Here is a 26,840-nt window from a genome sequence, read left to right as displayed (position 1 = left end):
AGTTTCCCGACGAAGCCCGTCGCCCCATACAGCACAATGTCGAATTCGCGCGGCGTTGCGGTCACGGGCCCGACGCTCCGCCGCCGCCGGCTCCCGACGCTCCGCCGCCGCCGGCTCCCGACGCTCCGCCGCCGCCGGCTCCGGACGCTCCGCCGCCCGGCCCGGATGTCCCGCCGCCTCCTGCCCACCGCGCCTACAGCGTGAACTGGGATGCCATCGCGCAGTGCGAGTCGGGTGGCAACTGGGGCATCAGCACCGGTAACGGCTTCTCCGGTGGACTGCAGTTCACCCCGAGCACCTGGCACGCCAACGGCGGCAGTGGCTCCCCGTCCGGCGCGGGCCCGGCGACCGGCGCGTTCGGGTCGAAACCCACCGCTTCCGGGTCCGCGTGAGCGGTGGCGGATGGGATGGTCACGAGCGTGCCCGTGACCGCGGCAAGAATGAGCGTCTTTCGGACGTTCTTCAAGTCGTCTTCCTTTCACTGCGCGCGCGCCAAAGCAAGCCCACGGAGGTGGGCCGAAGCTATTGGTTGATGCCTGCTTTGAAACGTGCCGTCTTGGTCAGGCACGGCAGCGGCGGGCGAAGTCTGCCCGGCGGGTCTTACCCACCGACCACGGTCGGGCTTTCGCCGTCCGTAGCGCCGCTCAACACGCGGATCCGTAGATTCAATTATCTGATTACTTTTCCGTAACCCGTTGTGGGCTAACAGGGACCGTAGAAGACCTCGGCGCGTTCGTCATCTTGGGAAACCGGATATCTCGTTTCGATAACGGGCCGATCACGCCGCGGTACCGAGGGCATTTACGCAGGTCACCAGTGCGTTTCGGCGATCGCCACTTGAACGGCACGGACAAACAAATCGTGAGCCGAATCACCTGCGTTTTGTGAGCTGGCGCACGTTTATTTGCGGGGGTTCCGCCGATTCGTCAGCGCTTTCAACGGATCCCGGCCCCCGCGGCAGGCGGCGCAGGGTACCGCATCTTGTGCCGGCTTCAACGTTCCCACGCCACGGGCGTCGATGGAATCACGTGCATGACTCAATTACCATGCGCACCAGCGCAATACGATGCTCAGGACGACAGGGGGCGGGCTTGGTGGTGGCCCGGATGTGAGATGCTGAGTATTGCCTTGTCGGGCAACGCTTTTCATTCAAATACGCATGACGACAACAACTCTCGGCACAAAACCGAGGAGTGCTGGCGTCATAGATACCGGGCTGTGCGTCGCCTAGCGGCGGCGCCATCGACGGAAAGAGCGGGGCGATACGGACGGCGTCAATTTGCCAGAGATACCGCGTCACCAATATGGCAGGCCCCAGCGCCTGGCGTCGTCACCGCCGAAGGGCGCTCGCAGAATATCCTCAAATCGCTGCCGCCCCAACAGATCACGGCACCCCGCCGCACACGGCATTGGCGCGGCAATCGATCGCCGAGGTGTCTCGCCCCACGGCAATGCGCGTTTACAATTTGGCATTTCGGAAAACCGAATTGTCCGCGTCGAATTGATCGAAAAAAAGCGAAATTCGCGGCCGGCCGGCGATGCGCTCGGCTCAGCCCCGGGACTGCGCCAGGGCCAGCAGGTCGCTCTCGGTGTTGACGTTGGCCAGGAAGCGCGATTCCGGCAGCACGAGCTGCTGTGCGTCGGAGGCATCGATCAGGGCACGCATGGAGCGGGCGCCGCCGGCCACCAGGCCGCTGATCCGCTCGGCCAGGTCGGTGCGATACACCGCGGCGAGGTAGTGGCTGCGACCGTCCCACGGCAGCACGATCTCGGCGTTGGTCTCGGTGGCCAACTGCACCAGGTCATCGATCAATTCCGCGGACAGCAGCGGCATGTCGACGGCGCAGACAAACGCATACCGGGCGCCCGCCTCTGCGGCCGCCCGCAGCCCGCGTCCGGTCGCCGGCAGCGGCCCCTGGCCGCGCACCTCGTCGCGGATGACCTGCGCCTGCACCGCGGGCAACGGTTGCCCCGGCGCGGCCATCACGAACACCGGCTCGCAGCGCTGCGCGATGACCCCGGCGACGTATTCGAGCAGCGTGGCGGCGCCGCCCGGGCCGGGCAAGGTGGCCTTGTCGCGGCCCATCCGCCGCGATTCGCCGCCGGCCAGCACGATGCCCGCCAACGACCCGGCCTTTTCTGTGTTGTCGGGCACCTGGTCGCCCACGTCAGTCGACGGTCCAGGTGTCGCGCCCGCGCAACAGCGATTGCAGCGCGGCGGTGTCGAACGGCTTTGCCGACTGGGCCGCCTGGACCTGCGAACGCGCCGCGTCGTCATAGGTCGGCCGGCTGATGTCGCGGAAGATGCCCAGCACGGTGTGTTCGAGGTTCTGGTCCGACAACCGGGACAGGGCGAAGGCGTAGGCCGAGTTGTCGCTGTGCGCGTCGTGCACCACGATCTCGTCGACCGACACGTCGGCGGTCTTGGCCACCTCCAGCCCGAAGCCGGACTTCACCACGCAGTATTCGCCGTTGGCGCCGAACACAATCGGCTCGCCGTGGCGGACGTTGATGACCCGCTCCTCGGAACCTTCCTTGCGCAACGCGTCGAACGAGCCGTCGTTGAAGATCGGGCAGTCCTGCAGGATCTCGACGACGGCGGCGCCGCGATGCCCGGCGGCGGCGCGCAGTACCTCGGTCAGCCCATTGCGGTCGGAGTCCAGCGCGCGGCCGACGAAGGTCGCCTCGGCACCCAGGGCCAACGAGACCGGGTTGAACGGGTGATCCAGCGATCCCATCGGGGTCGACTTGGTGACCTTGCCGACCTCCGACGTCGGCGAGTACTGCCCCTTGGTGAGGCCGTAGATCCGGTTGTTGAACAGCAGGATGGTGATGTTGACGTTGCGGCGCAGCGCGTGGATCAGGTGGTTGCCGCCGATCGACAGGGCGTCGCCGTCGCCGGTGACCACCCACACCGACAGGTCCTCGCGGGCCAGCGCCAGGCCGGTCGCGATGGCCGGTGCGCGGCCGTGGATCGAGTGGAAGCCGTAGGTCTCCAGGTAGTACGGGAACCGGCTCGAGCAGCCGATGCCGCTGATGAACACGATGTTCTCGCGGCGCAACCCGAGGTCGGGCAGGAAGTTGCGGATGGTGTTGAGGATGACGTAGTCACCGCAGCCCGGGCACCAACGGACCTCTTGGTCACTGGTGAAGTCCTTGGACTTCTGCGGCTGGTCCTGCGCAGACAACCTGGGGACCCCGTCGTTTTTGGTCAACTTCGCGGTCACACCGAGGTCTTTGCCGGCCAGGTTGCCGATCAGGTCAGTCACGAGCGTCGCTCCTCCTCATCGCTTCGCTCTGCATTGGCGCCGGCACCATCATGCGCCGGCCCCAACCGTTGCTGCCGCCATTCTGGCGACCATCGTCTTGTCGTTCTCGACTTCGGCCAGCGTCCCGCCCAGCGCGGCGCGGATGACCCGGCCGATCTCGTCGGCCAGGAACGCGACGCCTTGCACCTTGCTGACCGATTGCACGTCCACCAGGTACTTGCCCCGCAGCAGGAACGCCAGTTGGCCCAGGTTCATTTCCGGCGCGACCACCTGCGGGTAGCGCCGCAGCACCTCACCCAGGTTGGCCGGGAAGGGGTTCAGGTAGCGCAGGTGGGCGTGGGCCACCTTGATGCCCTTGCGCCGCGCGCGCCGGCACGCTTCACCGATCGGACCGTACGAGCTGCCCCAGCCGATCAGCAGCAGCTCGGCGTCGCCGGTCGGGTCGTCGACCTCCAGATCGGGGACCGAGATCCCGTCGATCTTGGCCTGGCGCAACCGGACCATGAGGTCGTGGTTGACCGGCTCGTAGGAGATGTTGCCCGAGCCGTTGGCCGCTTCCAGGCCGCCGATGCGGTGCTCGAGACCCGGGGTGCCGGGCACGGCGAACTGCCGCGCCAGCGTCTCGGGGTCGCGGGCGTAGGGCTGGAAAGGCTCGTCGGGCTTGGCGAACGTGTGCGTGATGCGTGGCAGCGTGCTGACGTCCGGAATGCGCCACGGCTCCGACCCGTTGGCGATGGCGCCGTCGGACAGCACGATCACCGGGGTGTGGTACGACACCGCGATGCGCGCCGCCTCGAGCGCGGTTTCGAAGCAGTCCGAGGGTGAGCGCGGGGCCAGCACCGCGACCGGCGACTCCCCATTGCGGCCGAACAACGCCTGCAGCAGGTCGGCCTGCTCGGTCTTGGTGGGCAGGCCGGTCGAAGGGCCGCCGCGCTGGACGTCGACGACGAGCAACGGCAGCTCGGTCATCACGGCCAGCCCGAGGGCTTCGGACTTCAGCGAGATGCCCGGACCCGACGTGGTGGTGACGCCGAGCGCGCCGCCGTACGAGGCGCCGATGGCGGCACAGATGCCACCGATCTCATCCTCGGCCTGGAAGGTGATGACGTTGAAGTTCTTGTGCTTGGACAGCTCATGCAGGATGTCGGACGCCGGGGTGATCGGGTAGCTGCCGAGCATGACCGGGATGTCGGCCAGCTGGCCGGCCGCCACGATGCCGTACGCCAGGGCGGTGTTGCCCGAGATCTGGCGGTATTCGCCCGAGGGCAGGGTCGCCCGGGACACCTCGTAGGTGGTGCCGAAGGCCTCGGTCGTCTCGCCGTAGTTCCAACCGGCCTTGAGCGCCAGCACGTTGGTCTCGGCGACCTCGGGCTTGCGGGCGAACTTCTCCCGGATGAACTTCTCGCTGGTCTCGATCGGCCGCCCGTACATCCACGACAGCAGGCCCAGCGCGAACATGTTCTTGGCGCGCTGGCCGTCCTTCTTGGTGGCGCCGATCGTCTCGACCGCACCGAGCGTCAGGGTGGTCATCGCGACGGAATGCACGACGTAGTCCGACAACTCGTCGGTCTCCAGCGGATTGGTGACGTAGCCGACCTTGGTCAGGTTGCGTTTGGTGAACTCGTCGGAATTGGCGATCACCATGCCGCCACGGGGCAAGTCCCCGATATTGGCCTTGAGCGCAGCGGGGTTCATCGCGACGAGGACGTCGGGCCGGTCACCGGCGGTCAGGATGTCGTAGTCGGCGATCTGGATCTGGAACGACGAGACGCCGGGCAGCGTGCCTGCGGGGGCGCGGATCTCGGCCGGGTAATTGGGCTGGGTCGCCAGGTCGTTGCCGAAAAGCGCTGCCTCGGAGGTGAACCGGTCGCCGGTGAGCTGCATGCCGTCGCCGGAGTCACCGGCAAAGCGAATGACGACTTGCTCGAGGCGCTGACGGGCAGATCCGTTGGGGGGAGCCCCATTCTGTGAGTCTGATCCGGCTCCGCTGCCGTTCGGATCCACCTCTTTGCCCTCCACTTTGTTCACCGCGCGGACACCGCGCGCAAACTAGATTACGCCCGTGAAAGTGACTTTCCGGCCGTGTCGGTTTGATGTCACTGGAAGTATCAATTATGGCACTGATTTTCGGTCACCATCGCCGTCTCCCCGCCGCCCCCTCGCAAGCCTTCGCGGCCAAAAGGCGACGTCAGCGTCGTCTACTGATGAGTAGCACGGCAAACTGTGGCGTTGGTCACGTCTTGCGCGTTAGCAACCGTCGTTCATACCGTGCCCGCCATGGGTAGCGGCCCAAGCCGTCACGAACGTCGGCCAGGAGGAAGTTCAGCAGGTCCAGGCCACGCCCAAGACGCCGGGGAACGGCGTCGCCGGGGATGGCCGTGCGCCCGAGGAGCTAGTTAGGCGCTCTTGTCCCGACGCTCGGACCGCGACGGCTTGCGCGGCACGATGGTCGGCAACACGTTGTCCTGGACGGTCTCCTTGGTCACCACGACCTTGGCGACGTCGTCGCGGCTCGGGATGTCGTACATCACCGGCAGCAGGACCTCTTCCATGATGGCCCGCAGGCCGCGAGCCCCGGTGCCGCGGTGGATCGCCTGGTCGGCGATCGCTTCCAGGGCGTCGTCGGTGAACTCGAGCTCGACGTTGTCCATCTCGAAGAGCCGGGTGTACTGCTTGACCAACGCGTTCTTGGGCTCGGAGAGGATCTTGACCAGCGACTCGCGATCGAGGTTGGTGACCGAGGCGACCACCGGCAGCCGGCCGATGAACTCGGGGATCAGGCCGAACTTGATCAGGTCTTCGGGCATCACTTCGGCGAAGTGGTCGGTGGTGTCGATCTCGGCCTTGGAGCGCACCTCCGCGCCGAAGCCCAGGCCGCGCTTGCCGACCCGCTCGTAGATGATCTTCTCCAGGCCCGCGAAGGCACCCGCGACGATGAACAGCACGTTGGTGGTGTCGATCTGGATGAACTCTTGGTGCGGGTGTTTGCGGCCGCCCTGCGGGGGAACCGAGGCCTGAGTGCCTTCCAGGATCTTCAGCAGGGCCTGTTGGACGCCCTCTCCGGAGACGTCGCGGGTGATCGACGGGTTTTCGCTCTTGCGGGCGATCTTGTCGACCTCGTCGATGTAGATGATGCCGGTCTCGGCGCGCTTGACGTCGTAGTCGGCGGCTTGGATCAGCTTGAGCAAGATGTTCTCGACGTCCTCACCGACATATCCGGCTTCGGTCAGGGCGGTGGCGTCGGCGATGGCGAACGGGACATTGAGCATCTTGGCGAGCGTCTGGGCCAGGTAGGTCTTTCCACAACCGGTCGGCCCGAGCATCAGGATATTGGACTTGGTCAGCTCGACCGGCTCGTGCCGCGAGTCCCGGCCCTTTTCACCGGCCTGGATCCGCTTGTAGTGGTTGTAGACGGCGACGGCCAGGGTCCGCTTCGCGGTGTCCTGCCCGATGACATATCCCTCGAGGAACTCCCGGATCTCGATCGGCTTGGGGAGTTCATCGAGCTTGACGTCGTCGGCGTCGGCGAGCTCCTCTTCGATGATCTCGTTGCAGAGGTCGATGCATTCATCGCAGATGTACACACCGGGGCCCGCAATGAGTTTCTTGACCTGCTTCTGGCTCTTCCCGCAGAACGAGCACTTCAGCAGGTCACCGCCGTCTCCGATCCGTGCCATGGTGCGTCAGCGCCTACTTCCTGTTCGCCGTTGCTGTTGCCTGTCCCCGCATGTATTCACCGACGCTACCCGCTTGATCGGGCCCGCCGCGACCATAAGCGCTGAATCGCGCCGATGGTATTTGCAGGAGTTCGTGCCTGTTCCGTATGGATGAAACATATAGCCACACGGTGCCCGTCACTCGCGAAAGACGCGCTTTGCGTGTCTTTGGCGTGTCGCGGTCGTGATGCGACCGAGGCTGGCTGTCCCCCGATCCCACCACCGGCGGAGGTGCCAACCCGACGCCGACGATCGCGCGAGGCCTGGGCGGACCCCCAGGAAATCACCCTACAGTGGCGAGGTGGGTTTGGCTGCGGGCTTCGACTGGCCCGGCGGATCCGTGCTGCTCGACGGCGGGTTGGCCACCGAGCTCGAAGCCCGCGGCCATGACCTTTCCGATTCCCTGTGGTCGGCCCGGCTGCTCGCGGACGCCCCGCAGGACATCGTCGCCGTGCACGCCGCCTACTTTCGTGCCGGGGCGGCGATCGCGACGACGGCGAGCTACCAGGCATCGTTCGAGGGCTTTGCGGCCCGCGGGTTCGATCGCGGGGAGACCGCCGGGTTGTTGCGCCGCAGCGTCGCGCTCGCCCGGGCGGCGCGCGATGGCACCGGCGTCGACGGCCTGTTGGTCGCCGCCTCGGTCGGCCCGTACGGCGCGGCGCTGGCCGACGGGTCCGAATACCGCGGCCGCTACGGCCTGTCGGTTGCGGCGTTGGCGCGCTGGCATCGGCCGCGGCTGGAGGTCCTGGCCGCCGCCGGCGCCGACGTGCTCGCGTGTGAAACGGTGCCCGACGTCGACGAGGCGCGGGCGCTGGTCGAGTTGGTGCGCGCGGTCGGCGTACCGGCCTGGCTGAGCTACACCATCGACGGGGACCGCACCCGCGCCGGGCAACCACTGGCCGAAGCGTTCGCGGTGGCGGCCGGCGTCGACGAGATCGTCGCGCTCGGGGTGAACTGCTGCGCGCCCGCGGACGTGTTGCCCGCGATCGCGCACGCCGCGCCCGTCGGGAAACCCGTCATCGTCTACCCGAACAGCGGAGAACGCTGGGATGCTTTGCGGCGCAAGTGGATCGGCCCGTCACGGTTCGGCGCGGACCTGGCCGCGCAGTGGATCGCGGCCGGCGCCCGCATCGTCGGCGGATGCTGCCGGGTGGGGCCCGCCGATATCGCGGCGATTCACCGAGCGTGCAGTCAGGGCGAAAAATCGCGCGAAGATTCGCCGTGAGTGCACGCTCGGCGACGGGCCGGGAACGCTAAGCGGTCTGCGCCGAGAGCTTCCGGTACTCGAGCACGGTGTCGATGATCCCGTAATCCTTGGCCTCTTCGGCAGTCAGAATTTTGTCCCGGTCGGTGTCCTTGCGGACCGTCGCGGCGTCCTTGCCGGTGTGGCGGGCCAGGGTGGTTTCCATCAGCGTGCGCATCCGCTCGATCTCGGCGGCCTGGATCTCCAGATCGGAGAATTGCCCCTGGATCACGCCCTGCAGCGAGGGCTGATGGATGAGCACCCGGGCGTTGGGCAGCGCCATCCGCTTGCCCGGTGTCCCGGCGGCCAGCAGCACCGCCGCGGCCGACGCGGCCTGGCCCAGGCACACCGTCTGGATGTCGGCACGCACGTACTGCATGGTGTCGTAAATCGCCATCAGCGAGGTGAATCCGCCACCGGGCGAGTTGATGTACATGGTGATGTCACGGTCGGGGTCCAGCGACTCGAGCACCAGCAACTGGGCCATGATGTCGTTCGCCGACGCGTCGTCGACCTGGACGCCGAGGAAGATGATGCGCTCCTCGAACAGCTTGTTGTAGGGATTGGACTCCTTGATCCCAAAGCTGGAGTGCTCGATGAACGACGGCAGGATGTAGCGCGCCTGGGGCTGGGTTTCGGGGTTCACTGGGCTTCTCCATTGGTGATGTGGGCGGCGCGGGTGATGATGTGGTCGACGAAGCCGTATTCGAGGGCTTCCTGCGCGGTGAACCAGCGGTCGCGATCGGAATCCGCCTCGATGCGCTCGATCGACTGGCCGGTGAATTCCGCGTTGAGGCGGAACATCTCCTTCTTGATGACCGTGAATTGCTCGGCCTGGATGGCGATGTCGGCCGCGCTACCGGTCACGCCGCCCAGCGGCTGGTGCATCAGGATGCGGGCGTGCGGCAGGGCGAAGCGCTTACCTTTGGTTCCCGCCGCCAGCAGGAACTCGCCCATCGAGGCGGCCATGCCCATCGCGTAGGTGGCGATGTCGCACGGCGCCAGCACCATGGTGTCGTAAATCGCCATCCCGGCGCTGATCGATCCGCCGGGCGAATTGATGTAGAGCGAAATGTCCTTGTCCGCGTCCTCGGCGGCGAGCAGCAGGATCTGCGCGCACAGCCGATTGGCGACCTCGTCGTTGACCTCCGAACCCAGGAAGATGATGCGCTCGGAGAGCAAGCGCTCATAGACCGAGTCCGTGAGGTTGAGACCCTGCGAGGGCGAACGCATGTCAGTCACGACTGGGTTACCTGCTTTCTTTCAGACCTGTATTCACGACACTAACCAACCAAGGCCGCCGTTTCGCGGCACGCACCCCGCGTTCGCTCACAGCGTCACGGCGCGGTCACTCCCCGGCGTCGGCCTCGTCGGATTCGCCGGCATCAGCCTCGCCCGTCGGCTCGGCATCAGCCTCCCCCGTCGGCTCGGCATCGTCGGCCTCCGAACGCTTGCCGAAGAACTCACTCGTGTCGATGGCGTTTCCGGCGGTGTCGGTGACGGTCGCCGCCCGGATCACCTCGGCGATGGCCAGCGCCCGGCGCACATCGGCGAACATGGCCGGCAGCTGGTTGTTCTCCTGCAGGTAGGCCAACAGCTGCTGGGGCTCGATGCCGTATTGGCGCGACGTCGCGACCAGCCGCTCGGTCAGGTCCTCCTGGCCGACCTGAACCTCCAGCTCGTCGGCCAGGGCGTCCAGCAGCAGCTGCCGTTTCACGTCCGTCTCGGCGGCGGTGCGCGTCTCGGTCTCGAACTCTTCGCGGGACTTGCCCTGCTGGGCCAGCACTTCCTCGAGCTTGGATTCGTCGTGGTTGAGGCTGTGCAAGGCGTTGTGCAGGGCGCTGTCGACCTGGTCCTTGACGATCGCTTCCGGCAGCGGCACTTCGACCTGCTCGAGCAGCGTGTCGAGCGCGGCCTCCCGGATGTTCTCGGCCTGCTGGGCGCGCTTGGTCCGGCCGACTTGGTCGCGCAGGTTGGCCTTGAGCTCCTCGATGGTGTCGAACTCGCTGGCCAGTTGGGCGAACTCGTCGTCGGCCTCGGGCAGCTCGCGTTCCTTGATCGACTTGACGGTGACGGTGACCTGCGCGTCCTTGCCTGCGTGCTCACCGGTCGCCAGCTGCGCGGTGAATTCCTTAGATTCGTCGACGGACAACCCGATCAGGGCTTCGTCGAGGCCCGCGATCAGCCGGCCCGAGCCGACCTCGTGGGACAGGCCCTGCGCGGCGGCGCCCGGAACCTCTTCACCGTCGATGGTGGCCGACAGGTCGATCGAGACGAAGTCGCCGTCGGCGACCGGGCGGTCCACCCCGGTCAGCGTGCCGAATCGGGCACGCAGAGACTGCAGTTCGGCGTCCACGTCCTCGTCGCTGACCTCGATCGGGTCCACCGACACCTTGAGCGCACCGGGGTCCGGCAGGGCGAGCTTGGGTCGCACGTCGACCTCGGCGGTGAACGCCAGCTCCTCGCCGTACTCCTTCTTGGTGACCTCGATCTCGGGCTGACCCAGCGGGTGCACCTCTGATTCGGCGACGGCCTGCCCGTACCGCGCCGGCAGCGCCTCGCTGACCACCTGATCCAGCATGGCCTCGCGACCGAACCGGGCCTCCAGCAACTTCGCCGGCGCCTTGCCCGGCCGGAATCCAGGCAGTCGCACCTGGCGGGCCAGCTCCTTGTAGGCGCGCTGGAAGTCGGGTTCGAGTTCTGAGAAGGGGACCTCCACGTTGATGCGCACCCGGGTGGGGCTCAACTGCTCAACGGTGCTCTTCACGGGTGTGCTCCTCAGTGCTCGTTCTTGGCTCGTTCTCGGTGGTCGGTGGGCCGCGCGCAGGGCGCGGCCGGTGGTGCTGGTCGGGGTGACAGGATTTGAACCTGCGGCCTTCCGCTCCCAAAGCGGATGCGCTACCAAGCTGCGCTACACCCCGCGCTGACCTCGATGATCCTAAGGCCCCTCAACACCGGGTTGGCCACGGGCTTCGCAGCGACGTCGCAGACCTCACGGAGCGATCACAAAACCGAGTCGATTAGATTTGATCTTCGTCGCCAGCTACAGTCACGCTCGACTAACTACATGCGGGCGTAGCTCAATGGTAGAGCCCTAGTCTTCCAAACTAGCTACGCGGGTTCGATTCCCGTCGCCCGCTCGGGCTAACTATCTGCTCGATAGAGAGGCGCCATGAGCGACCTGTTGACCGACGCGTTGATTCACGGCTCATGCGCGTCGGACTTCGTCGGGGTTCGCGACGCGTTCGAGCGCAATTTCACGCTGGGCAACGAAGTCGGCGCGGCCGTCGCGGTGTGGGTCGACGGGTCTCTAGTGGTCAATCTGTGGGGTGGCTGGGCCGACGCGGCCCGTACCCGACCGTGGCAGCAGAACACCCTGACCACCGTGTTGTCCGGCACGAAGGGCCTGTCGGCCACCTGCGTGCACCAGCTCGCCGACCGCGGCGAACTGGACCTGCACGCCCCCGTCGCGCACTACTGGCCCGAGTTCGCCCAGGCGGGCAAGCAAGACATCACGCTGGCGATGGTGATGAGCCACCGCTCCGGGGTGATCGGCCCGCGCACCCGGATGCGGTGGGAGCAGGTCGCCGACTGGGACTACGTCTGCGAACAGCTGGCCGCCGCCGAGCCGTGGTGGGAGCCGGGCACCGCGCAGGGCTACCACATGACCACCTTCGGTTTCATCACGGGCGAGGTGTTCCGCCGGGTGACGGGCCGGTCCATCGGCCAGTACCTGCGCACCGAGATCGCCGAACCGTTGGGCGCCGACGTGCACATCGGGTTGCCGCTGAGCGAGCAACACCGGTGCGCCGAGCGGGTCAACAAGCCGCATGCCCGCGATCTGCTGGCCGACGCGAAGGCGCCGGGCTACCCGAGGAGCCTGGCCGAGCACCCCAAGGCGGGGCTGTCGATCTCGATGGGGTTCGCCCCCGACGACGAACTCGGCTCGCACGACCTGAACCTGTGGCGCGAACTCGAGTTCCCGGGCACCAACGGGCAGGTCTCGGCGCTGGGACTGGCGACGTTCTACAACGCGCTCGCCCAGGAGAAGGTGCTCAGCCGCGAGCACATGGACCTGGTGCGGGTCTGCCAGGGCGGCCTGGAGACCGACCTGGTGCTGGGGCCGCGGGTCGCGGACCACGGCTGGGGTCTGGGCTACATGCTCAACCAGCGTTGCGTCAACGGGCCGAACCCCCGCATCTTCGGCCACGGCGGGCTGGGCGGCTCGTTCGGGTTCGTCGACCTGGAGCACCGCATCGGTTACGCGTATGTGGCCAATCACTTCGACCCGACCAAGGCCAATGCGGACCCACGCAGCCTGGTGCTGTCCAACGAGGTCTACTCCGTGCTGGGAGTCATCTGACGCTCAACGCAGACGCGCCCCGCCGATTCGGCGGGGCGCATCTGGTGTGTGACTTTTCGGATCAGGGGTGCCAGCCGGGAGGCGGCGGCGGTCCACCCGGCCCGCCCGGTCCCCACGGGCCGCCGGGGTGCGGCGGTCCCCCCGGCCCCCAACCCGGCGGTCCAGGAGGCCCTCCGCGCCAGTCGTGGCAGTTGTTCCAGTCCCAGTTGTTGCCCCAGCCGGGATCCCACCGCTCACCGGGACACCATTGCGGGAAGGGTCCGGGGTGGGCCTGCGCCTCGGTCGCGACGCCGATGCCCGCCAAACCCAGCCCGCCGATTGCGAGAGCCGTTGCGGCCAAACGTGGAAGAGTTTTCACACGTTGTTTCTTACCCGTATCGATGCTTTGGCTAAACAACTGACACCAGCGTTTCGGGCTGAGAGTTTCCTGCCAACGCGCACGGCGCCAGCCCGCCGCGGTGTGTTCCGGCCCGAGCTCACTTCTGGCATGTCGGGCACCAGAACACGTTTCGGCCCTCCAGCACCGTCGTGCGGATCGGATCACCGGACACCCGGCAGGGCTCGCCGGCCCGCCGGTAGACGTAGGTCCGGGGTCGATCGGGGCGGTAGGACGGCGCGCCGTGGTCGTGCTCGGGCCGCACCACGATGATCTTGCCGCGGCGCAATCCGACCTTCATCAACGCGACCAGATCGGTCCAGGCCGCGTCGAACTCATCCTCGCCGACGTCGCGGCCGGGTCGGAACGGGTCGATGCGGTGGCGGAACAGCAGCTCGCTGCGGTAGACGTTGCCCACCCCGGCCATCACGGTCTGGTCCATCAGCAGCGCGCCAATGGGCCGGCGCGACTTGGCAATTCGCTTCCACGCCCAGGACGGGTCGGCGTCGCTGCGCAACGGGTCGGGGCCCAGCCTGGCCAGGACGTCGCTGACTTGGCCTTCGTCGATGACTTCGCACACCGTCGGCCCGCGCAGGTCGGTGCCGTAGCCGGCGCCGATCATGCGCATCCGCACCTGCCCGACCGCTTCGGGAAACAGTCCGTCGCCGGGCCGTTCCCATTCGGTGAAGGCGCCGTACAGGCCGAGGTGCACGTGCACGATCGGCCCGCCGGCGTAGTGATGAAACAGGTGCTTGCCCCACGCGCTGGTGCGCCGCAACACCCGGCCGTCGACCACCGCGGCCGAATCGGCGAAGCGGCCCTGCGGGCTCGACACCGCGACGGGGGCACCGGCGTATCGGCGTTGGTGCAGCCGGGCCAATCGGTGCAGGGTATGCCCTTCGGGCACGCGCAGACCTTTCCGGCGTCAGCTGGCCGCGCCGGGTACCGGCGGGGCCTGGTGGGTGCGTTCGTATTCGGCGAGTATGTCGATACGCCGTTGGTGGCGTTCGGCTTTCGACCAGGGCGTGGTCAAGAAGGCGTCGACGATGGCCAGCGCCTCGGCCACGGTGTGCATGCGACCGCCGATGCCGATCAGTTGGGCGTTGTTGTGCTCGCGGGCCAGCGCCGCCGTCTCGACGCTCCAGGCCAGGGCGCAACGGGCGCCGGGCACCTTGTTCGCCGCGATCTGCTCGCCGTTGCCCGACCCGCCCAACACGATGCCCAGGCTGTCCGGGTCGGCCACCGTACGCGTCGCGGCGGCGATGCAAAACGCCGGGTAATCGTCTTCGGCGTCGTAACTGAAGGCGCCGCAATCGATCGGCTCGTGCCCGGATTTGGTGAGGTGATCGATGATCTGCTGCTTGAGCTCGAATCCGGCGTGGTCAGAGCCGAGGTAGACGCGCATGCCCGCAATCCTTACACAGCCACCCGCGGCGTTGGCGGCGGCGAGGGCAAGGCGGGCAGCGCCCTACCGGTCTAGTCGAATTCGGGCTTCTCCGTGCGGCTGCGCTTGAGCTCGAAGAAGTGCGGGTAGGACGCGAAAGCCACCGAGGCGTCCCACAGCTTGCCCGCCTCCTCGCCGCGCGGGATCTTGGACAGCACCGGCCCGAAGAACGCCACATTGTTGACGTGGATGGTCGGTGTGCCGACGTCGTCGCCCACCGCGTCCATGCCGGCGTGGTGGCTCTTGCGCAGCGCCTCGTCGTAGGCGTCGCTGTTCGCGGCGTCCGCCAGCTCCGAGGGCAACCCCACCTCCGCCAGCGACTGCTTGATCACGTCGTCGAGATCTTTGTTGCCCTTGTTGTGGATCTGGGTGCCCATCGCGGTGTACAGCGGCGCGAGCACCTCGGCGCCGTGAGCCTGTTCGGCGGCGATCGCCACCCGCACCGGACCGAAGGCCTTCGACAAGCGTTCGCGGTATTCGTCGGGCAGGCCCTCGCGGTTTTCGTTGAGCACCGCCAGGCTCATCACGTGAAAGTTCACCTCGATGTCGCGGACCTTTTCCACCTCGAGGATCCAGCGCGAGGTGATCCACGCCCACGGACACAGCGGATCGAACCAGAAGTCTGCTTTGTTCTTCGCGGCGGCGGTGTCAGGCATGGCTGATCCTCTCGTTGGTGGAAAGTCCGATCTGCACAACCGTAGGCCGCTGCGTCCTGTTCCCGGTTTGCCCGACCCGTAAGTTGGACACGTGGCACTTCCGAACCTCACCCGCGACCAAGCCGTCGAGCGCGCTTCGCTGATCACCGTCACCAGCTATCAGATCGACCTCGATCTCACCGACGGTTCCGGGCCTGGTGGCCCACCCGGCGAACGGACTTTCCGCTCGATCACCACCGTGGTGTTCGACGCGCTCGCCGGCGCCGACTCGTTCATCGACATTGCCGCCGACACCATCCGCAGCGCCACCCTCAACGGGCGGGACCTGGATGTCTCCGAATACGACGAGTCGACCGGCATCCCGCTGCGCGGGCTGACCGACCGCAACGTCGTCGTGGTAGACGCGGACTGCCGCTACTCCAACACCGGAGAGGGCCTGCATCGGTTCGTCGACCCGGTCGACAACGAGACCTACCTGTACTCGCAGTTCGAAACCGCCGATGCCAAGCGCATGTTCGCCTGTTTCGACCAACCCGACATGAAGGCGACCTTCGACGTGCGGGTGGCCGCGCCTACGCATTGGAAGGTGATCTCCAACGGCGCGGCGGTGTCGGTGACCGACGGCCTGCACACCTTCGCCACCACACCACGGATGAGCACCTATCTGGTCGCGTTGATCGCCGGCCCGTACGCCGAGTGGAACGACTCCTACACCGACGAGCACGGCGAGATCCCGCTGGGGATCTATTGCCGATCCTCGCTGGCCCAATACATGGACGCCGAGCGGCTGTTCACCCAGACCAAGCAGGGATTCGGCTTCTACCACAAGCACTTTGGCCTGCCCTACGCGTTCGGGAAGTACGACCAGCTGTTCGTCCCCGAATTCAATGCCGGCGCAATGGAAAACGCGGGCGCGGTGACCTTCCTGGAGGACTACGTCTTCCGCAGCAAGGTCACCCGGGCCTCCTACGAGCGGCGCGCCGAGACCGTGCTGCACGAGATGGCGCACATGTGGTTCGGCGACCTGGTCACCATGGCGTGGTGGGACGACCTGTGGCTCAACGAGTCGTTCGCGACCTTCGCATCGGTGCTGTGCCAAAGCGAGGCAACGGAATTCACCGAGGCGTGGACGACGTTCGCCACGGTCGAGAAGTCGTGGGCCTATCGGCAGGACCAATTGCCCTCGACGCATCCGATCGCCGCCGACATCCCCGACCTGGAAGCGGTCGAGGTCAACTTCGACGGCATCACCTACGCCAAGGGCGCTTCGGTGCTCAAGCAACTCGTCGCCTACGTCGGGTTGGAGCACTTCCTGGCGGGACTGCGGGATTACTTCCGCGCGCACGCCTTCGGCAACGCCACGTTCGACGACCTGGTCGCCGCGCTGGAGCAGGCGTCGGGTCGTGACCTGTCCGACTGGGGTCAGCAGTGGCTGAAAACGACCGGGCTGAACACGCTTCGGCCGGAGTTCGACGTCGACGCTGACGGTAAGTTCACCAGGTTCGCGGTGACCCAGAGCGGCGCCGCCCCGGGCGCCGGTGAGACCCGGGTGCACCGGCTCGCGGTCGGGATCTACGACGACAGCGATTCCAGCGGAACCGGAAAGCTGGTGCGGGTACACCGCGAGGAACTCGACGTTGAGGGCCCGGTCACGGAAGTCCCTGCACTGGTTGGTGTTTCGCGGGGCCAGTTGATTCTGGTCAATGACGACGACCTGACATATTGCTCGTTGCGGCTGGATGCCGAGGCGCTGCGCACCGCGCTGGAGCGCATCGCCGACATCGCCGAGCCGCTGCCGCGCTCGCTGGTCTGGTCGGCCGCCTGGGAGATGACGCGCGAGGCCGAGCTACGAGCACGCGACTTCGTGGCCCTGGTCACTGGCGGCGTGCACGCCGAATCCGAGGTCGGGGTGGCCCAGCGGTTGTTGCTGCAGGCGCAGACGGCGCTGACGTCCTACGCCGAGCAGGGCTGGGCGCGCGAGCAGGGCTGGCCGCAATTCGCCGACCGGCTGCTGGACTTGGCGCGGGCCGCGCAACCCGGCTCGGATCACCAGCTCGCCTTCGTCAACACGCTGTGCTCGTCGGTGCTGTCGGCCGACCATGTGGCGACGCTGGCCGACCTGCTCGACCGCGACCCCGCCGAGTTGGGCCTGGCCGGCCTCGTGGTCGACACCGACCTGCGGTGGCGGATCGTCACGGCGCTGGCCACCGCCGGCAAGATCGACGCCGACGGGCCCGCCACGCCGTTCATCGACGCCGAGGTCGAACGCGACCCGACCGCCGCCGGCAAGCGGCACGGCGCCCAGGCCGCCACGGCCCGACCCCAGTTGCAGGTCAAGGAGGATGCCTGGACGACGGTGGTCGAGGACGACACCCTGGCCAACATCACCGCCCGCTCGATCATCGCGGGCATCGCCCCCGCCGGGCAGGCCGAGTTGCTCAAGCCGTTCACCGAGCGCTATTTCGAGGCGATCTCCGGTGTCTGGACGCGCCGGTCCAGCGAAGTGGCCCAGACGGTGGTGATCGGCCTGTACCCGCACTGGGATATCAGCGACGACGGCATCGCCGCCGCGGACAGGTTCCTGTCCGACCCCGAGGTGCCCGCGGCGTTGCGCCGCCTGGTACTCGAGGGCCAGGCCGGAGTGAAGCGTTCGTTGCGGGCGCGCCGTTTCGACGCCGGCGAGGGCTCGGCCCCCACCGACGAAGTCGGAGCCTAGGCCGAAATGCCGGCGCTGAGCACGCGGATCGCGCTGACCAGGCCGTCGACCAGGTCGCCCCGCTCGAACGCCGAGGACGCCGCCGCCACCCCCAGCGGCGCGGCCGACTCGGCACCACGGCCACGGACCTGGGTGCCGTAGACCACCTCGATGACCCTCTGGTCGGGCGAGACGGCCAGCAGCACCGCGTTGTCCGGCGTCGGCACGTGGGCCAGGAGTTCGCGGGCCCGCGCGGCGGTGTCGCTGCCCAGGTCGCCCAGATAGATCGCGAACCGCGTCTTGGACGCCCGCGAGCCGAACTTCAGCGCGTCATCCACCGCGACGAGATCTTTGGTCGAGAACGGGAACTGCACCGAGAGCTCGCCGGGCTCGGTGACCCCGGAGATCCGTCCGCTGGTGGTGATGACCCAGCCGCGGGGCAGCTCGGCGGGTTCTCGCGTCGCTACCTCACCACGTGCCACTGGCGCCACCTCCAACTGAGAACTCCGACGTGCCGTGCCCACCATGTCCGCCGTGCGCGTGGCCGACGTCTTCGCCGGTGGCAGCCCACAGGATGGGCGGGTGCGTCCACTTCTCGCCCAGCTTGTAGGACGCTGGGTGCGGACCCTTGCCGGACCAGATCAGCACCGACAGCGCGACTACCAGCAACAGCGGTATTCCGACGATGAACAGGTGGAGATGCATCTGACTCACGAGCCAAACCGTATCCCACGAACCGATCTACCGGCGCGACCGGACACCGGATTGGCGGTCAGGCCGCGCCTTCGCCGAGATAGCGGGCCCAGGCGGGATCCAGTTCCTTGACCGTCGACAGCAGCCGCCAGTGTTGCCCCGTCGGCGGCTGCGGCGGCCGTCGCAGCGCCCAGCCGAGCTCGCTGAGCAGCTTGTCACCCTTGCGGTGGTTGCAGGTCGAGCAGCACGCGACGCAGTTCTCCCAGGAATGGTCGCCGCCGCGGCTGCGCGGCAGCACGTGGTCGACGGTGTCCGCCTTCGCCCCGCAGTAGGCGCAGCAGAACCGGTCGCGGTGCATCAGCGCGGCCCGGGTCATCGGGACGCGCGCGCGATACGGAACGCGGACGTAGGACCGCAGCTGGATCACCGAGGGCACCACGATGGAGCTGGTCGCCGAGTGGATGACCGGGCCGGCCGGATCGTGGTGCACCACGTCGGCCTTGCCGCAGATCACCATGACGATCGCGCGGCGCATCGGCAGCGCGGTCAGCGGCTCGTAGGTGGAGTTCAGCAGCAGGACCCGCCGGCGACTCCAGATGGACGCGCTCTCCGAGCGGGCGGGTGAATGGATTTCAACACTGTGCAGGGACGACGCGGTTGTGGGCCCGGTTAACCCTGCCGCGGCTACCGGACTGCGGTGGCTGCGGCGTCTCTTGCCCTGCGCCATAGATCCTCCGCGAACAGTCCACCATGATTCGCCGACAATCGCACCCCTATTGCAGGTGAAACGCCGTGTCCAGCCGGTGAACAGCGGGCATGGGATCGGGCCGGCTGGGCTCGGCGCCGCCGCGATGCACCACAATGGACGGCGATGGATCAGGTCAGCTTTTACGACGCGATCGGCGGCGCCGAGACGTTCCACGCGATCGTGTCGCGCTTTTACGCCCAGGTCCCCGAGGACGAGATCCTGCGTGAGCTGTATCCGCTGGACGACCTGGAGGGTGCCGAAGAACGGTTGCGGATGTTCCTCGAGCAGTACTGGGGCGGCCCGCGCACCTACTCCGACCGGCGCGGACATCCCCGGCTGCGGATGCGTCACGTGCCGTTCCGGATCACTCCCCTGGCACGTGACGCGTGGCTGCGGTGCATGCACACCGCCGTCGCGTCCATCGATTCGCAGACACTCGACGACGAACACCGTCGCGCGTTGCTCGACTATCTGGAAATGGCTGCCCACTCACTCGTCAACGCGCCCCTGTGAGGGCGAACCTGTCGGCCCACGAAACGAAGCGGGGTGGAATGGAGTCCAAGCCGTGGTGGTCAAGCGCGGTGTTCTATCAGGTGTACCCGAGGTCCTTCGCCGACAGTGACGGCGACGGCGTCGGCGATCTGGACGGGGTGACGGCGCACCTGGACCACCTGGAGCGACTGGGTGTGGACGCGATCTGGCTCAATCCGGTCACCGTGTCCCCGATGGCCGACCACGGCTATGACGTCGCCGATCCGCGTGACATCGACCCGCTGTTCGGCGGGATGGCCGCCATCGAGCGGCTGATCGCCGCCGCGCACGAGCGGGGCATGAAGATCACCATGGACGTGGTGCCCAACCACACCAGTTCGGCGCATCCGTGGTTTGCCGCGGCGCTGGCCGCCGGGCCCGGCACCGACGCGCGGGAACGCTACTTCTTTCGCGACGGCCGCGGCGAGTTCGGCGAGCTGCCGCCGAACAACTGGGCCTCGGTGTTCGGCGGCTCGGCGTGGACGCGCGTGGTCGAACCCGACGGCAACCCCGGCCAGTGGTACCTGCATCTCTTCGATGCCGAGCAGCCCGACCTGAACTGGGAGCACCCGGACGTCTTCGACGACTTCGAGAAGACGCTGCGGTTCTGGCTGGAGCGCGGCGTGGACGGTTTCCGCATCGACGTGGCGCACGGCATGGCCAAGCCGGCCGGCCTGCCCGACTCCCCCGACGTCGAGTCCAAGGTGCTCAGCCACACCGACGACGACCCGCGCTTCAACAACCCGAGCGTGCATGACATCCACCGCGACATCCGCAGGGTGGTCAACGACTATCCCGGGGCGGTGACCGTCGGCGAGGTCTGGGTCACCGACAACGTCCGCTGGGCCGAGTATCTGCGTCCCGACGAACTGCACCTGGGCTTCAATTTCCGGTTGACCAAGATCGACTTCGACGCCGCCGAGATTCGCGACGCGATCCAGAACTCGCTGGCCGCCACCGCCCTGCAGGACGCCGTCCCGACCTGGACGCTGTCCAACCACGACGTCGGCCGGGAAGTCACCCGCTACGGCGACGGCGAGGTCGGGCTGCGCCGCGCCCGCGCGATGGCCCTGGTGATGCTCGCCCTGCCGGGTGCGGTGTTCATCTACAACGGCGAGGAGCTGGGGCTACCCGACGTGGACCTGCCCGACGAGGTGCTGCAGGACCCGACGTGGGAGCGCTCCGGCCACACCGAGCGCGGCCGCGACAGGTGCCGGGTGCCGATCCCCTGGTCGGGTCAGGAGCCGCCGTTCGGGTTCTCCTTCTCGTCCGAGACGTGGTTGCCGATGCCGGCGGAATGGGCGGCGCTGACCGTCGAAAAGCAGAGCGGTGATCCCGACTCCACCTTGTCGTTTTTCCAGCGGGCGATCGAATTGCGAAAGCGCCGTGTGGAATTCGACGGCGTGGGCGTCGAATGGCTGGACGCGGCCGGCGATGCGGTGATCTTCCGGCGGCCCGGTGGGCTGGTCTGCGTGCTCAACAGCGGCGACTCGCCGGTGCCGCTGCCGGCGGGCGAGCTGATCCTGGCGAGCGCGCCGCTGCTGGAGGGCAAACTCCCGCCGGATGCCGCGGCCTGGCTGGCGTAGCCGGCCCGGCCGCCCGGCTGCAGCCACGGTGAGCATTTCCCGGCTGACTGCTCTATATGTGGTGGATGGCTTCCTACGAGTGGACAGTGATCGGCGCCGGCCCGGCGGGCATCGCCGCAGTGGGAAGGTTGCTGGATCACGGGGTCGCGGCCGAACGGATCGCCTGGGTCGATCCGGCCTTCGCTGCCGGAGACATCGGCCAGAAGTGGCGGTCGGTGTCGAGCAACACCCACGTCGCGCTCTTTCTCGAATACTTCAACGGCTCCAAGGCGTTTCGGTTCTCAGAAGCGCCACCGATGCCGCTCAAGGAGGTCGATCTCCAGGAGACCTGTGCGCTCGGCCTGCTCGCCGAACCCTTGGTGTGGGTCACCGAGCAGCTGCGTGAGCAGGTCGACGACTTCACCACGACCGCCACCGAGTTGTCTTTGCAGGACCGCCAGTGGCGGGTCCAGACCGAACAACGGGAGATCTTTTCCAGGAACGTGATCCTGGCCGTGGGCGCGGACCCCAAAAAACTTCGCCACGCCGATCTCGAGGAGATCGAAGTCCAGGTCGCCCTGGATCCCGAGAAGCTCGCCCAGGAGCCGCTCGAGGGGGCGACGGTCGCCGTGTTCGGCTCGTCACACACGTCGATGATCGTCCTGCCCAACCTGCTGCGCCATCCCGTCAAGCGGATCATCAATTTTTACCGGAGCCCGCTGAAATACGCTGTCTATCTTGACGATTGGATACTGTTCGACGACACGGGGCTGAAGGGCCGGGCGGCTGTTTGGGCGCGGGAGAACATCGACGGGGTGCTTCCGGACCGCCTGGAGAGGTGCTGGGTGTCCAGCCCGCAATTCGCGGAGAAACTGGCGCAATGCGACCGGGTCGTCTACACCGTCGGCTTCGAACGCAGGAAGTTGCCCGAGACCCCGCAATGGGGCCAGCTGGACTACAACCGGACCAACGGGATCCTTGCCCCCGGACTGTTCGGGGTTGGCATCGCGTTCCCCCAGTACGCCGAAGACCCCTACGGGTACGGGCAGTTTCGGGTGGGCCTGAAGAAATTCATGGACTATCTCGACGCCGTCCTGCCGCTGTGGCTGCTCTACGGCCCCTGATCTACGCCGGGCGGTCCAGGCCCGCGGCTTTAAACTCAGCCTGATCCGTTTGCGACGTCGCCCGCGACCGGGCGCGTCAGCCCAGCAGCAGCGCGGGATCGCCGCGGCGGCGATACACCGAACCGAACCGGGCGTCGAGGCGCAACCACGTCGGCAGTATCCGGACCCGGATCAATTCGTCGGCGCCGACCGCATCGGGCGACTGCGGCAGAAAACCCATCGCGGTTAGCGCGAACACGCAGCGCATCGGCAGCCCGACCTGAACGTCGGCCGAACTGACCTGAATGACCTCCTGGTCGAGCAGCGACACTGGCGGCCCGTGAGAACTGCTGTGCTCCTTGGCAAGTTGGGCTCCGCGCTGCGCGAGGTCGAGCATCACCCGGGCCGGGATGTCCTCGAGGTGGGTGAAGCCGGATTCCGGCGGCAACGCACCCCGCCACGCCGAATCCATCGCGAAGCCCGGATCGACATGCCCCGAGTCGTCCATCGCGGACAGGCCACGCGCCAGCGCGTCGGCGCCAACCGACAGATCGGCGGGCCGCACCTCGCCGACCACTACCCGGCTCGCCAGCACGTCGAAACCCGTTGCGACCCAGGCGGTCACCAGACCCGGCGACCGGGTCCGGAATCGGATGATCGCGGCGTCATCGAGGCGCAGGGCGCGGTCGACGAACGCGGCCAGATCCGCTCGGTGTGCGGCCCTGGCATCGGCACCCAGCCAAAGTCCGCGGTCGGCTACCTGATCCACCGTTGTAGATACTCCCGATGCTGTGGCGAGAGTCGCACCAGGCGCTCCTCCTCGATGTGGACGGCGGCCAGTTGCGTCTCGGCGATGACGGCGGGCTTCGACGCCGGGTCCGCGGAGACCGATCGCACCTCATAGCCAAGCGTGAAGTCGACCGCCCGCAGCCGCTTGGTCCACATCGTCACCTGCAGCGGTGAATCGATCAGCCGCAGCTGCCCTTTGTAGGTCACCTTGACCTCGGCGATGAGCAAACCGATGGTCATGATGTCCACCTCGAACGCATCGCGCAGGAACTGGACGCGCGCCTCCTCGAGGATGGTGACCATGGTGGCGTGGTTGATGTGCTGATACATGTCGATGTCCGACCAGCGCACTGGAACGGGCGCGACGAAGCCGACGCTCAACTTGATGATCCTCTTCCACTGGTGCGGGTCATGCGGCGTATTTGTCGGGCGGCGACGGACAGCGTCGCGAGATCCTTGTTTCCGCTTTCCTGGATCTCGATGAGTGTTCGGCGGGCCCGCTCGACCCGGGAGGCACTCAGGTGTTCCCACTCGGCGATCTTCTCTTCACCACTTTCGTCCGGCTCGCCCACGGCGAGCACATCGAAGCACAGCGACCGCAACGAAGCATAGATGTCGTCACGAATCGCCAACCGCGCCAAGGAGTGCCAGCGGTCTCGCCGCGGCAGTTCGGATACCGCCGTCAACAGCCTGTCGGTGCCCAGCCGGTCCATGAGCGCGAAATAGGTGTCCGCGACCTCGGCGGCGTCGATGTCGTTGATGTCACCGATGTCGATGATGTCGAGCAGGCTGAAGCGGTAGAGGCCGGCGGCCACCATGTAGGCCAGGTCTTCCGGCGCGCCCTGCGAGGCGAATTCGGCGGCTTCGGACTCCACGATCGCCTTGTCGTCACCGCGCAGCCACTCCGACATTCGCGGCGTCAGCGCCTGGACCTTGGCGGCGAACCGGTTGATCTCGGCCCCGACCGCCAGCGGCTGCGGACGGTAGTTGAGCAGCCACCGCCCGGCACGGTCGATCAGCCGCCTGGTGTCCAGCGTGAGCCGATCCGACAGTGCGACCGGCAAATTCGCCGCGCGGATGCGCCGCCAGATCTCCCCCACGCCGAAGATCGCGTCGGTGGCGACGTAGGTGCGCACCGCGTCGACCGACCCGACGCCGACGTCTTCGGTGATCCGGAACGCGTAGCTGATCCCCGCGGCGTCCACCAGGTCGTTGATCAGCATGGTGGTGACGATCTCGCGGCGCAGCTGATGCGTGCGAATCTCCGCAGTGAACCGTTCCCGCAACGGCTTCGGGAAGTACAGCGGCAGCCGGGACGCGAAGACGTCCTGTTCGGTCAGCTCGGTTTGGAGCATCTCCTCCTTGAGGCCCAGCTTCACGTGCGCCATCAAGGTGCACAGCTCCGGTGAGGTGAGCCCGATGCCGGCCTCGGCGCGGCGCCCGATCTCCTTCTCCGTGGGCAGCGCTTCCAGCTCGCGGTGGATGCCGCGCTCGTCCACCAGGTACTGGATCAGCCTGGCGTGCACGGGAAGCAGGCTGGCCGCGTTGGCGCGGCTGGTGCCGATCAGGTCGTTCTGTTCCTCGTTGTCGGTGAGCACCAGCTGCGCGACCTCGTCGGTCATCGATTCCAGCAGCGGCTTGCGCTCTTCCGGCTTGACCTTGCCCGCGGTCACCAGGGCATCGATCAGGATCTTGATGTTGACCTCGTGGTCCGAGCAGTCCACGCCGGCCGAGTTGTCCATGGCATCGGTGTTGATCCGGCCACCCGCCAGATCGAACTCCACCCGGCCCAACGCCGTCACCCCGAGGTTGCCGCCTTCGCCGATCACTTTGGCGCGCACCTGGTTTCCGTTGACCCGCACCGGATCGTTGGCGCGATCGCCGACGTCGGCGTCGGACTCGGACTCCGCCTTGATGTAGGTACCGATCCCGCCGTTGAACAGCAGATCGACCGGCGCCTGCAGGATCGCCTTGATCAGATTGGGTGGTGTCATCTCGGTGACCCCATCCTCCGAGCCGTCGATGCCCAACGCCTCGCGAACCTGGGGGCTGACCGGAATCGCCTTCTGCTCACGGCTGTACACCCCGCCGCCCTCGCTGATCAACGACGTGTCGTAATCCTCCCAGCTGGAGCGCGGCAGGTCGAACATCCGCTGGCGTTCCTCCCAGGAAGCCGCGGCATCGGGATCGGGATCCAAGAAGATGTGCCGGTGGTCGAAGGCGGCGAGCAGCCGGATGTGCTTGCTCAGCAGCATGCCGTTGCCGAAGACGTCGCCGCTCATGTCGCCGATTCCCACCACGGTGAAATCCTGCGCCTGCGTGTCGATGTCCATCTCCCGGAAGTGCCGTTTGACGGCCTCCCACGCGCCCTTGGCGGTGATGCCCATGGCCTTGTGGTCGTAACCGACCGATCCACCGGACGCGAACGCGTCGCCCAACCAGAACCCGTAGGACTTGGCGACATCGTTGGCGCTGTCGGAGAAGGTCGCGGTGCCCTTGTCGGCCGCGACCACCAGGTACGCGTCATCGCCGTCGCGCCGGATGACTTCGGGTGGCGGGTTCACTTTTCCGGTCGCATGGTCGACGTTGTCGGTGACGTCGAGCAGGCCGGAGATGAACAGCTGATAACAGGCGACGCCCTCGGCGCGGACCGCGTCGCGGTCGGCGGCGGCGTCGCCGGTGGGCAGCGGTGGCCGCTTGAGGACGAATCCGCCCTTGGCGCCGACGGGCACGATGACGGCGTTCTTGACCGCCTGCGCCTTGACCAAACCCAGGATCTCGGTGCGGAAGTCGTCTCGACGGTCCGACCAGCGCAGGCCGCCGCGGGCCACCGGGCCGAACCGCAGGTGCACGCCCTCGACCCGGGGCGAGTAGACGAAGATCTCGTATTTCGGGCGGGGCAGCGGCAGCTCGCCGATCAGCTGGGCATCCAGCTTGATCGCTAACACATTGCGCGCCCGGGCCGAACCTTCGCGTGTCACAAAGTAATTCGTGCGCAACGTGGCCTGCACCAGCGACGCGAAGGCACGCAGGATGCGGTCGGTGTCCAGGCTTACCAGCGCGTCGATGTCGGCGGCGACCGCCGCGGCGGCCGCCTGCGCATCGCGGGTCGACGATGGATCGGGGCTGGGGTCGAACAACGCCTCGAACAGCGCTACCAGCGATCGCGCGGTCGAGGGGTGCTCGTTGAGCACCGACTCGATATAGGACTGGCTATAGGGGAAGTTGGCCTGCCGCAAGTACTTTGCGTAGGCCCGCAACAACACGACCTGCTGCCAGCGAAGGCCGGCACGCATCACCAGCTCGTTGAACCGGTCGATCTCGAGGCGGCCCTGCCAGATCGCGGTGACCGCGTCGGCGAACCGCTCGGCCATCGCGTCGCGCTCGGCTTGCGTCGAGGCCAGCCGGACGGTTGGGTGCGGTGAGATCTTGAACTGATAGATCCACACCGGCAGCCCGTCGGACCGCTCGACGGTGAACGGCCGCTCCTCGAGCACCACCACGCCCATGCTCTGCAGCATGGGCAGTAGCTGGCTCAGCGAGGCGGTGCGTCCGCCCAGGAACCAGGTGAGCTGGGCGGACCCGTCCTCGTTCTCGGTGAAGACCAGCTTGACCGAGTTGTCTTGCAGCGCATTGATGATGGCGATGT

Annotated in this window: 24 protein-coding genes, 2 tRNA genes and 2 pseudogenes; 8 read left to right on the top strand and 20 right to left on the bottom strand. The window is 67.2% G+C overall.

Translation table 11 applies throughout. From position 1 onward, the window contains the following. Positions 1-65: hypothetical protein (locus A5622_RS30230; RefSeq protein WP_232002993.1), on the bottom strand; the 65-nt coding region annotated here is incomplete at its 3' end. Here A5622_RS30230 and A5622_RS30825 point away from each other — a divergent pair. Next, positions 66-392, top strand: a pseudogene (locus A5622_RS30825) (transglycosylase family protein); the annotation flags it as partial. Between the two features lie 1,157 nt (positions 393-1,549). Here A5622_RS30825 and mobA read toward each other — a convergent pair. From mobA to clpX, 5 genes and pseudogenes are all read right to left on the bottom strand, one after another. Further along, entirely contained in the window at positions 1,550-2,167 is a 618-nt protein-coding gene (gene mobA / locus A5622_RS17390) for a molybdenum cofactor guanylyltransferase (protein ID WP_082994616.1), read from the bottom strand. Position 2,168: 1 nt separating this feature from the next. Next, positions 2,169-3,269 (bottom strand): 2-oxoacid:ferredoxin oxidoreductase subunit beta, encoded by a 1,101-nt coding sequence (locus A5622_RS17385; RefSeq protein WP_066860208.1) that lies wholly within the window; start codon positions 3,267-3,269, stop codon positions 2,169-2,171. A 48-nt stretch (positions 3,270-3,317) separates the two neighbouring features. Further along, on the bottom strand, positions 3,318-5,273 hold the full coding sequence (locus tag A5622_RS17380) for a 2-oxoacid:acceptor oxidoreductase subunit alpha (protein ID WP_156749350.1): 1,956 nt from the start codon (positions 5,271-5,273) through the stop codon (positions 3,318-3,320). Positions 5,274-5,550: 277 nt separating this feature from the next. Then, a pseudogene (locus A5622_RS30220) lies at positions 5,551-5,643 on the bottom strand (hypothetical protein); the annotation flags it as partial. Between the two features lie 22 nt (positions 5,644-5,665). After that, positions 5,666-6,946: an ATP-dependent Clp protease ATP-binding subunit ClpX gene (gene clpX / locus A5622_RS17375; protein WP_064953001.1), complete on the bottom strand. Its 1,281-nt coding sequence runs from the start codon at positions 6,944-6,946 to the stop codon at positions 5,666-5,668. Positions 6,947-7,286: 340 nt separating this feature from the next. Here clpX and mmuM point away from each other — a divergent pair, with 340 nt between their 5' ends. Further along, the gene (gene mmuM, locus A5622_RS17370; RefSeq protein WP_232002991.1) at positions 7,287-8,210 is read left to right on the top strand and encodes a homocysteine S-methyltransferase; all 924 of its coding nucleotides are present in this window, start codon (positions 7,287-7,289) and stop codon (positions 8,208-8,210) included. A gap of 28 nt (positions 8,211-8,238) precedes the next feature. Here mmuM and clpP2 read toward each other — a convergent pair whose 3' ends face one another. From clpP2 to A5622_RS17350, 4 genes are all read right to left on the bottom strand, one after another. Beyond that, positions 8,239-8,874, bottom strand: a complete 636-nt coding sequence (gene clpP2, locus A5622_RS17365) for an ATP-dependent CLP protease proteolytic subunit ClpP2 (RefSeq protein ID WP_066860217.1) — start codon at positions 8,872-8,874, stop codon at positions 8,239-8,241. Further along, the gene (gene clpP1, locus A5622_RS17360; protein WP_066860220.1) at positions 8,871-9,461 is read right to left on the bottom strand and encodes an ATP-dependent CLP protease proteolytic subunit ClpP1; all 591 of its coding nucleotides are present in this window, start codon (positions 9,459-9,461) and stop codon (positions 8,871-8,873) included. Before clpP1 ends, clpP2 begins: the two co-directional genes overlap by 4 nt. A gap of 115 nt (positions 9,462-9,576) precedes the next feature. Then, entirely contained in the window at positions 9,577-10,995 is a 1,419-nt protein-coding gene (gene tig, locus A5622_RS17355; RefSeq protein ID WP_066880247.1) for a trigger factor, read from the bottom strand. A gap of 77 nt (positions 10,996-11,072) precedes the next feature. Continuing rightward, positions 11,073-11,149: transfer RNA gene (locus A5622_RS17350), tRNA-Pro, on the bottom strand. 148 nt (positions 11,150-11,297) lie between these two features. On the opposite strand from A5622_RS17350, the gene A5622_RS17345 reads away from it, so the two are divergent. Together A5622_RS17345 and A5622_RS17340 are read left to right on the top strand one after the other, a co-directional pair. Further along, a tRNA-Gly gene (locus A5622_RS17345) sits at positions 11,298-11,368 on the top strand. Between the two features lie 32 nt (positions 11,369-11,400). Continuing rightward, positions 11,401-12,591 carry a serine hydrolase domain-containing protein gene (locus A5622_RS17340; RefSeq protein WP_066880245.1) on the top strand — a complete coding sequence of 397 codons (1,191 nt, stop codon included), beginning with the start codon at positions 11,401-11,403 and terminating at the stop codon, positions 12,589-12,591. A 61-nt stretch (positions 12,592-12,652) separates the two neighbouring features. On the opposite strand, the gene A5622_RS28410 is transcribed toward A5622_RS17340, so the two are convergent. The 4 genes from A5622_RS28410 to A5622_RS17325 form a co-directional block, all read right to left on the bottom strand. Next, positions 12,653-12,931, bottom strand: coding sequence for a hypothetical protein (locus tag A5622_RS28410; protein ID WP_197499474.1), 279 nt, complete (start codon positions 12,929-12,931; stop codon positions 12,653-12,655). A 136-nt stretch (positions 12,932-13,067) separates the two neighbouring features. Further along, a complete protein-coding gene (locus tag A5622_RS17335; protein WP_066880243.1) occupies positions 13,068-13,874 on the bottom strand; it encodes an Fpg/Nei family DNA glycosylase in 807 nt (268 codons plus the stop codon). Positions 13,875-13,892: 18 nt separating this feature from the next. Further along, the gene (locus A5622_RS17330; RefSeq protein ID WP_066860232.1) at positions 13,893-14,372 is read right to left on the bottom strand and encodes a ribose-5-phosphate isomerase; all 480 of its coding nucleotides are present in this window, start codon (positions 14,370-14,372) and stop codon (positions 13,893-13,895) included. Positions 14,373-14,443: 71 nt separating this feature from the next. Then, the gene (locus tag A5622_RS17325) at positions 14,444-15,067 is read right to left on the bottom strand and encodes a DsbA family protein (RefSeq protein WP_066860235.1); all 624 of its coding nucleotides are present in this window, start codon (positions 15,065-15,067) and stop codon (positions 14,444-14,446) included. Positions 15,068-15,158: 91 nt separating this feature from the next. Between A5622_RS17325 and pepN the strand changes: the two genes are divergently transcribed. Beyond that, a complete protein-coding gene (gene pepN / locus A5622_RS17320; protein ID WP_066880241.1) occupies positions 15,159-17,783 on the top strand; it encodes an aminopeptidase N in 2,625 nt (874 codons plus the stop codon). On the opposite strand, the gene A5622_RS17315 is transcribed toward pepN, so the two are convergent. From A5622_RS17315 to A5622_RS17305, 3 genes are all read right to left on the bottom strand, one after another. After that, on the bottom strand, positions 17,780-18,244 hold the full coding sequence (locus tag A5622_RS17315) for a DUF5130 domain-containing protein (protein ID WP_066880239.1): 465 nt from the start codon (positions 18,242-18,244) through the stop codon (positions 17,780-17,782). The two genes, pepN and A5622_RS17315, sit on opposite strands and share 4 nt — an antisense overlap. Further along, entirely contained in the window at positions 18,231-18,467 is a 237-nt protein-coding gene (locus A5622_RS17310; RefSeq protein ID WP_066880237.1) for a hypothetical protein, read from the bottom strand. Before A5622_RS17310 ends, A5622_RS17315 begins: the two co-directional genes overlap by 14 nt. Before the next feature lie 67 nt (positions 18,468-18,534). Next, on the bottom strand, positions 18,535-19,182 hold the full coding sequence (locus A5622_RS17305; protein WP_066880235.1) for an HNH endonuclease: 648 nt from the start codon (positions 19,180-19,182) through the stop codon (positions 18,535-18,537). Between the two features lie 144 nt (positions 19,183-19,326). Here A5622_RS17305 and A5622_RS17300 point away from each other — a divergent pair, with 144 nt between their 5' ends. The 3 genes from A5622_RS17300 (at position 19,327) to A5622_RS17290 (ending at position 22,423) form a co-directional block, all read left to right on the top strand. Continuing rightward, positions 19,327-19,716 carry a globin gene (locus A5622_RS17300; RefSeq protein ID WP_066860250.1) on the top strand — a complete coding sequence of 130 codons (390 nt, stop codon included), beginning with the start codon at positions 19,327-19,329 and terminating at the stop codon, positions 19,714-19,716. 38 nt (positions 19,717-19,754) lie between these two features. Further along, positions 19,755-21,320 (top strand): glycoside hydrolase family 13 protein, encoded by a 1,566-nt coding sequence (locus A5622_RS17295; protein ID WP_066880233.1) that lies wholly within the window; start codon positions 19,755-19,757, stop codon positions 21,318-21,320. Positions 21,321-21,406: 86 nt separating this feature from the next. Beyond that, on the top strand, positions 21,407-22,423 hold the full coding sequence (locus A5622_RS17290; protein ID WP_066880251.1) for a pyridine nucleotide-disulfide oxidoreductase: 1,017 nt from the start codon (positions 21,407-21,409) through the stop codon (positions 22,421-22,423). Between the two features lie 76 nt (positions 22,424-22,499). Here A5622_RS17290 and A5622_RS17285 read toward each other — a convergent pair whose 3' ends face one another. The 3 genes from A5622_RS17285 to A5622_RS17275 all read right to left on the bottom strand — a co-directional run. Further along, complete coding sequence (locus A5622_RS17285; RefSeq protein ID WP_066880231.1) at positions 22,500-23,171, bottom strand: hypothetical protein; 672 nt, start codon at positions 23,169-23,171, stop codon at positions 22,500-22,502. After that, on the bottom strand, positions 23,159-23,572 hold the full coding sequence (locus A5622_RS17280) for a thioesterase family protein (protein WP_066880229.1): 414 nt from the start codon (positions 23,570-23,572) through the stop codon (positions 23,159-23,161). Before A5622_RS17280 ends, A5622_RS17285 begins: the two co-directional genes overlap by 13 nt. Further along, positions 23,569-26,840, bottom strand: a 3,272-nt coding sequence (locus tag A5622_RS17275; protein ID WP_066880227.1) for an NAD-glutamate dehydrogenase domain-containing protein, incomplete at its 5' end; no start/stop codon positions are given. The genes A5622_RS17275 and A5622_RS17280, both read right to left, overlap by 4 nt.

The organism is Mycobacterium sp. 1245801.1 (assembly GCF_001673055.1).
Classification (GTDB): Bacteria; Actinomycetota; Actinomycetes; order Mycobacteriales; family Mycobacteriaceae; genus Mycobacterium; species Mycobacterium europaeum_A.
This window is presented reverse-complemented; position numbering and strand designations above follow the sequence as displayed.